Annotated in this window: 6 protein-coding genes; 5 read left to right on the plus strand and 1 reads right to left on the minus strand. The window is 61.5% G+C overall.

Translation table 11 applies throughout. The features are described from left to right. From L0H65_RS14010 to L0H65_RS14030, 5 genes are all read left to right on the plus strand, one after another. A partial coding sequence (locus L0H65_RS14010) for a phosphoethanolamine transferase (RefSeq protein ID WP_301459667.1) occupies window positions 1-1,050 on the plus strand: 1,050 nt, incomplete at its 5' end. Further along, on the plus strand, window positions 1,040-1,432 hold the full coding sequence (locus tag L0H65_RS14015) for a diacylglycerol kinase (protein WP_301459668.1): 393 nt from the start codon (window positions 1,040-1,042) through the stop codon (window positions 1,430-1,432). The genes L0H65_RS14010 and L0H65_RS14015, both read left to right, overlap by 11 nt. A 60-nt stretch (window positions 1,433-1,492) precedes the next feature. Next, window positions 1,493-3,028 (plus strand): class I adenylate-forming enzyme family protein, encoded by a 1,536-nt coding sequence (locus L0H65_RS14020; RefSeq protein ID WP_301459669.1) that lies wholly within the window; start codon window positions 1,493-1,495, stop codon window positions 3,026-3,028. A gap of 48 nt (window positions 3,029-3,076) precedes the next feature. Next, entirely contained in the window at window positions 3,077-3,727 is a 651-nt protein-coding gene (locus tag L0H65_RS14025) for a DsbA family oxidoreductase (protein WP_301459670.1), read from the plus strand. Between the two features lie 57 nt (window positions 3,728-3,784). Further along, window positions 3,785-4,993, plus strand: a complete 1,209-nt coding sequence (locus tag L0H65_RS14030) for an MFS transporter (protein WP_301459671.1) — start codon at window positions 3,785-3,787, stop codon at window positions 4,991-4,993. 6 nt (window positions 4,994-4,999) lie between these two features. On the opposite strand, the gene L0H65_RS14035 is transcribed toward L0H65_RS14030, so the two are convergent. Further along, a partial coding sequence (locus L0H65_RS14035) for a hypothetical protein (protein WP_301459672.1) occupies window positions 5,000-5,204 on the minus strand: 205 nt, incomplete at its 5' end.

Genomic DNA, 5,204 nt, shown 5'->3' on the forward strand with positions numbered 1-5,204 from the left:
GCGCCGCTTGCCGCAACCCTGCGCTATATCCACATGATCCAGCGATCTGAACGCTTGCCACTGCAAGCCTACGGCACCGATGCCACACCAGGGCCGGCGCTGTCCGCGGCCGCCAAGCCCGTACTGATCGTGGTGATGGCCGGTGAAACCGCCCGCGCGCAGAACTGGAGCCTTGGGGAATACAGCCGCGACACCAATCCCGAACTTGCCAAGCGCGACATCGCTTATTTTGACAATGTGTCAAGCTGCGGCACGGCAACGGCTGTGTCACTGCCCTGCATGTTTTCACATCTGGGCCGCGCGGATTACAGCTACGAAAAAGCGCTCAGCACCGAAAACCTGCTCGATGTGCTGGGCCGTGCCGGCTATCATGTTGAGTGGTGGGACAATAACACCGGCGACAAGAATATCGCCAGCCGCTTCACCGTCGAAAACGTCATCACCTCCACCGATCCGCGCTATTGCGCCGATGGCGAATGCACGGATGGGATTTTCCTTGATAAACTCGCGGATTACGCCAAGACCATGACCCGGAACACGGTTCTGGTCCTGCATATGATCGGTAGCCATGGCCCGTCCTATTACCTGCGCTACCCCAAGGCGTTTGAGGATTTCAAACCGACCTGCATGACCTCGGAGCTGAAGGATTGCAGCAATGAGTTGATTACCAACGCCTATGACAACACGATCCGCTACACTGATCATATTCTGGCCACGATAATTGATGATCTGGCAGCACAGGACCGGGTACTGCCCGCGATGTTCTATGCCTCGGATCATGGCGAATCGCTGGGAGAGAACGGACTGTACCTGCACGGAGCGCCCTATTTCGTTGCGCCCGCCTTTCAGACCCGCGTGCCGATGCTGATGTGGCTTGGCACCGATTTTGCCCAGACCTTCGGCATCGACGAAGCCTGCATCAAGGCCAAGCGAAGCGAGCCGTTCAGCCATGACAACATGTTCAGCACGATTCTGCGTCTGGCGGATGTGAAAACTGATACGCTTGACCCCGCATTGGATATCATCGAAGGCTGTACGAATGGCGGATAAGAACGAGGCCTTTGCGAAACCGCGCCCCGCCCGCATCACCGGGTTGCGCCATCTGCTGGCCGCCGCCGGGTATTCCGTTGCGGGCATCCGCAGGCTTTGGGCGGAAACAGCCTTTCGCCATGAGGTGCTTGGCCTGCCGATCGTGGCGTTGCTGTTCTGGCTGACCAGCGCCCCGGTTTGGGCCTACCCCGGCTTTCTGATCCTGTGGTTCCTGCTGCTCGCCATAGAGGCGTTGAATACGGCGGTGGAGGCGATTGTCGATCACGTCTCACCGCATTGGTCGGAGGCTGCGCGCGATGCCAAAGATCTCGGCTCGCTGGCAGTGATGGCGCTGTTGTTCGCGAACGGGGTGTTTGTCGCGGTGGTATTGTTCTGTCTGTGACGCAGCAAGGATGGTGCAGCCTTGCAACCGCGCCACAGCGGCGATAGCAACAATCCCACCATGCCAGCAATATCCCACGCTCCTCCCTATCCCACCCTGCCCGACAGTTTCAACCTTGCCGCCTATGTGCTGGCCAAGGCAGCACTGACGCCGGAAAAGACCGCGCTGGAACTGCTCTATCCCGATCATGTGGAAAGCTGGCACTATGCCCGGCTGTCGGCTGCCGTGGGCGGGGTCGCAACCGGGCTTCTGGCCCAAGGGCTCGCGCCCGGTGACCGCATCCTGATGCGGCTGGGCAACAGCGTTGATTTCCCGGTGCTGTTTCTGGCCGCGATCACAGCAGGTCTGGTGCCGATCCCGACCTCGGCCATGCTTACCGGGCCCGAGGTGGCAAAGCTGTGTGATCTGACCACGCCCGCGCTGATCGTCGCGGGGGAAGGTGTCGCCCTGCCTGCGACCCCATCTTGCCCACTTCTGCATGCAGAAGCGTTACATGACATGCAGGAATTGCCCCCTCATGCGCCGGAAATGGGCGATCCGAACCGGCTCGGCTATATCATCTTCACCTCTGGCACCTCCGGGCATCCGCAAGCGGTTGCCCATGCCCATCGCGCGATTTTGGCGCGGCAGATGATGATGCAGGGCTGGTACGGGTTGACATCTGATGACCGCCTGCTGCATGCGGGTGCGTTCAACTGGACCTATACGCTTGGCACCGGTCTGATGGACCCCTGGACCATCGGTGCAACGGCGCTGATCCCCGCGCCCGGCACCGCAGCCACCGCCCTGCCCGACCTGCTGCAAAAAGCGCAGGCCAGCATCTTCGCCGCAGCCCCCGGCGTATACCGCCAGATCCTGCGCCAGCCGATGCCGCCGATGCCCGAACTGCGCCACGGTCTGTCAGCGGGCGAAGCCCTCCCCCAAGCCACCCGCGCCGATTGGCAGGTGGCTACCGGCACGCCGATCCATGAAGCCTTCGGCATGTCCGAAATCTCCACCTTCCTCTCTGGCTCGCCCACGCACCCCGCACCCGAGGGCGCGACCGGCTTTGCCCAGCCGGGCCGCCACATCGCGATTCTGGGGGATGATGGCGCGCCGACGGCCTTCGATGAACCCGGCATCCTTGCGGTTGATCGCCACGACCCCGGCCTGTTCCTTGGCTATTACGGCGACGACCGCGCCACCAAAGCGCGCTTTCGCGGGGATTGGTATGTGACTGGCGACATCGCGGAAATGGCAGCGGATGGCGCGATCACCTATCTCGGCCGAGGCGACGACATGATGAACGCGGGCGGCTACCGCGTCTCGCCGCTGGAGGTGGAGGCGGTGATGGTGCGCTTTCCCGGCGTAACTGATTGCGCCGCGATAGAATGGGAGGTGAAACCCGGCACCACCGTCATCGCCTGCTTCTACAGCGCCGTTGCCCCGTTGGAGGAATCCGCGCTAAGCGCCCATGCGGCAAGCGCCCTTGCGCGCTACAAGCAGCCGCGCCTGTTTCGCCATGCGGCCCACCTGCCCCGCAACGCCAATGGCAAGCTGAACCGGCGCGCCTTGCGTCCAATACCCGCTGACCCCTCGTCATCGCCGCGACAATAGGATAGCGCAACCACAAATCAGCATTGTCGCCCGAAAGGAAGCGCCCCAATGATCCGCCTCGATATTTTCTCTGACCCGATCTGCCCCTGGTGCTATATCGGCAAAACCCATCTTGACCGCGCAATGGAAAGCCGGGCGGAACAACCGTTTCAGGTCCAGTGGCACCCGTTCCAATTGAACCCGGACATGCCTGCGGGGGGCGTCGACCGCCGCGACTATCTGGAGCAGAAATTCGGCGGCAAGGACAAAGCCGTAGAGGTTTATGCCCGCGTGACGCAAGCCGCGAAAGCCGCCGGGCTGGAGATCAACTTTGAGGCGATGCAGCGCACGCCCAACACCCTCGACGCCCATCGCCTGATTCACTGGGCCGGGCTGGAGGGGCGACAAAATGCCGTGGTTGCGGCGCTGTTCCGCGCCTATTTCCGCGACGGCAAGGATATCGGTGATCGGGTCGTTCTGGCCGGGATTGCCGTTGCCGCTGGAATGGATGGCGCAATGACCGCAAGGCTGCTGGACAGCGACGCCGACCGAGATGATCTGATTGCCCGCGATGCTGATGCCCGCACGAAGGGGCTGACCGGGGTGCCGGCCTTTCTGATCGCACAACAATATCTGATGTCGGGCGCACAACCCGTCGCGGTCTGGCAACAGGTGATTGATGAGTTGCTGGAAAAACAGCCCACTTTGCCAGAGGCTTGAACCCGCCCCCAAAACCGTCGACACGCGGCGCAACTCAATTCCAGAAGGCACCGTGACATGACCCACCCGACACGAGCCATGGGCCAAAGTGAATTCATCGCCCTGATCGCGATGCTGTTCGCCACGGTTGCCTTTTCCATCGACTCCATGCTGCCCGCCCTGCCCAGTATCGCGGCAGAACTGACACCCGACGCGCCCAATACCGCACAGCTGATCCTGACCAGCTTCGTGCTTGGCATGGGGCTGGGCACCTTTGTCGCAGGCCCGCTTTCCGACAGTTTCGGGCGGCGGCGGATCATCGTTTCAGGCGCGGTGCTCTATTGTTTCGCCGCAGGTGTTGCCTATTTCGCGCCAACACTGGAAACCATGCTGGCCGCCCGCATCATTCAAGGCTTGGGCGCGGCAGGGGCGCGCGTGGTGTCGCTCGCCTTGGTGCGTGACCTTTACAAAGGGCGCGACATGGCCCGCATCGTCAGCTTCGCGATGATGATCTTTACCCTCGTGCCCGCCATCGCGCCGCTGGCGGCAAGCGGCATCATCTCGGCCTTTGGCTGGCGTTCCATCTTCGTCACCTTCATTGCTTTCTCGGTGATTTCGATGGTCTGGCTGATGATGCGACAACCCGAAACGCTGCCCTTGGCAAGCCGTCGTCCCTTTCGCGCTGCACCCCTGATTGCGGCCCTGAAAGAGGTGTTGTCGCACCGCGTCATCCGTACCACTATCGCCGTGCAAACCCTTATCTTCGGGGCACTTTTCGGCACACTCTCCTCTGCGCAGCAGATATTCGAGGATGTCTTCAACCGCGCCGACAGTTTCCCGCTCTGGTTTGCCGTGGTTGCCATTTGCGCAGGCACCGCCAGCCCGACAAATGCCTTTCTGGTTGGCCGTGTCGGGATGCGTTCGATGATCACCACGACGCTGATCGCTCAGATTGCCCTGTCCGCCGTAACCATCGCGCTGGCGCTTTCCGGCATCCTGACTGGCGGCGCGGGTTTCGCGCTGTTTGTCATCTGGATGATCGGGGTGTTTGCGATGGCCGGGTTGACACTTGGCAACCTCAACGCGCTGGCGCTGGAACCTGTCGGCCATATCGCGGGCATGGCGGCATCGGTGACCGGCGCGATTGCAACGGTGTGTGCTGTCATGCTCGCCGCCCCGCTGGGCCTTGCGTTCAACGGCACGTATCTTCCGTTGGTGCTTGGCGTGCTGGTGATGTCAATTCTGGCGCTGCTGTTGATGCTGACGCTGCCAAAGGCGCAACCGTAAACCCTATTATTTCTTCAATTCCAACAACTTCTCCGCCAATGCTTTGGCGATTGCGAACGCGCCCTTGATCTTGTCGCCTTCGGTTTTCCAGTCCTGAACCAGCACGATCTTGTTACCCGACACCCGCGCGCCAGCTTGGGTCTTGATGAAATCCACCAGACCTGCCGGATTGGCGAATTTGTCGTTGTGAAACTGCACGGTCGCCCCTTTC

The organism is Pseudorhodobacter sp. (assembly GCF_030452865.1).
Lineage (GTDB): Bacteria > Pseudomonadota > Alphaproteobacteria > Rhodobacterales > Rhodobacteraceae > Pseudorhodobacter.